The sequence below is a fragment of the Nocardiopsis sp. TNDT3 genome, assembly GCF_003427465.1.
In the GTDB taxonomy this organism is placed as follows: domain Bacteria; phylum Actinomycetota; class Actinomycetes; order Streptosporangiales; family Streptosporangiaceae; genus Nocardiopsis; species Nocardiopsis dassonvillei.
On record NZ_QPFC01001208.1, the window covers coordinates 1 to 1398 of the forward strand.

Annotated in this window: 2 protein-coding genes; one reads left to right on the forward strand and one right to left on the reverse strand. The window is 72.9% G+C overall.

The annotated features are described in order from the left end of the window. The first annotated feature begins 169 nt into the window (after window positions 1–169). Entirely contained in the window at window positions 170–937 is a 768-nt protein-coding gene (locus tag DQW06_RS25900; protein WP_013153238.1) for a TSUP family transporter, read from the forward strand. A 40-nt stretch (window positions 938–977) separates the two neighbouring features. Here the strand turns inward: DQW06_RS25900 and DQW06_RS25905 are convergent. Further along, window positions 978–1398: GNAT family N-acetyltransferase (locus tag DQW06_RS25905; RefSeq protein ID WP_117199480.1), on the reverse strand; the 421-nt coding region annotated here is incomplete at its 5' end.

Sequence of the window (1398 nt, forward strand, 5' to 3'; positions counted from 1 at the left end):
CCCGGCACCCCCGCCATCCCCTCCCGGCCGCGCGCACCGGCGCGAAGCCACGGGCAAAGGACACCCTGGGACCACACCCGCTCCGAGGCGAAGAGTAGGCTGCGTGCGTCAGCCATCCCCGCCACGAAAAGAACCCATGATCACCTCTTCCCTCGGGCGCGCGCGGTAGATGGACCCCGAGATCCTCGGCCTGCTCCTGCTGGTCGGTGTCGCAGCGGGCTGGGTCGACGCCGTCGTCGGTGGAGGCGGCCTGCTCCTGCTGCCCGCCCTGCTGGTCGCCGCGCCCACCACACCCCTGGCCACCCTGCTGGGCACCAACAAGCTGGGCGCCGTCTTCGGCACCACCTCCGCCGCCCTGGCCTACGCCCGCAAGGTCAGGATCGACCGCCGCGTGGTCGCGCCCACCGCAGCCCTGGCCCTGCTGGGCTCGGGGCTGGGCGCGGCCATGGCCGCCGCGCTCACCGCCGACGTGCTCAAACCCGTCATCATGGTGGTCCTGGCCGGGGTCGCCCTCATGGTCTACTTCCGCCCCGCCATGGGTGTCGCCTCCGACCGCCGCCTGCGCACCCGCAACCGCGCCCTGGCGGTGGTGGCCGTCGCGGGCCTGGGCGTGAGCTTCTACGACGGCCTCATCGGCCCGGGCACCGGCGTCTTCCTCATCATCGCCTTCACCGCCGTGGTCGGCATGGACTTCGTCGAGGCCTCGGCCTCGGCCAAGATCGTCAACGTGTGCACCAACCTGGGAGCGCTCGTCGTCTTCGGTCTGGGCGGGCACATCGACTGGCTGCTGGGCCTGGGGTTGGCGGTGTGCACCATCATCGGCGCCCAGATCGGGGCGCGTATGGCCCTGCGGCGGGGTTCGGGGTTCGTGCGCGCGGTGCTGCTGGTGGTGGTCATCGCCCTGCTCGTGCGCATGGGCTGGGACATCTTCACCTGAGGCCGCCTGAGGCGCGGGGCGCGCCCCGCGCGCGGTGCGGTCAGTCGCGCAGCCGGTAGAAGCGCACCGGCGAGTTGGCGGTGAAACCGATGCGCGGGTACACGGGCGCTCCGGCCTCGGTCGCCTGCAGTACGGCGCGCCTGAGGCCGCTGGCCCGGGCGCCCTCGTACAGGGCCTTGCGGGTGACGGCCTCGGCGTAGCCCCTGCGCTGCCACCGCGGTGCGGTGGCCACGAGCACGACGAACAGGCAGTCCCGCGCGCGTACCGTCGCGGCGCACGTGACCGCCTCGCCCTCGCGTATGCCCAGGTAGGCGTGGACGCCGTCCTTCCACAGGGCGGATCCCACGAGCCCGTCGCGGCCCTCCTGCGGGGTGAAGCCGTAGGCGTGGGAGTTCAGGTCGGCGTAGGAGCGCAGGTGTGCGTCGGTGCTCACGCGTACGAACGTCAGGTCGGGGTGGGAG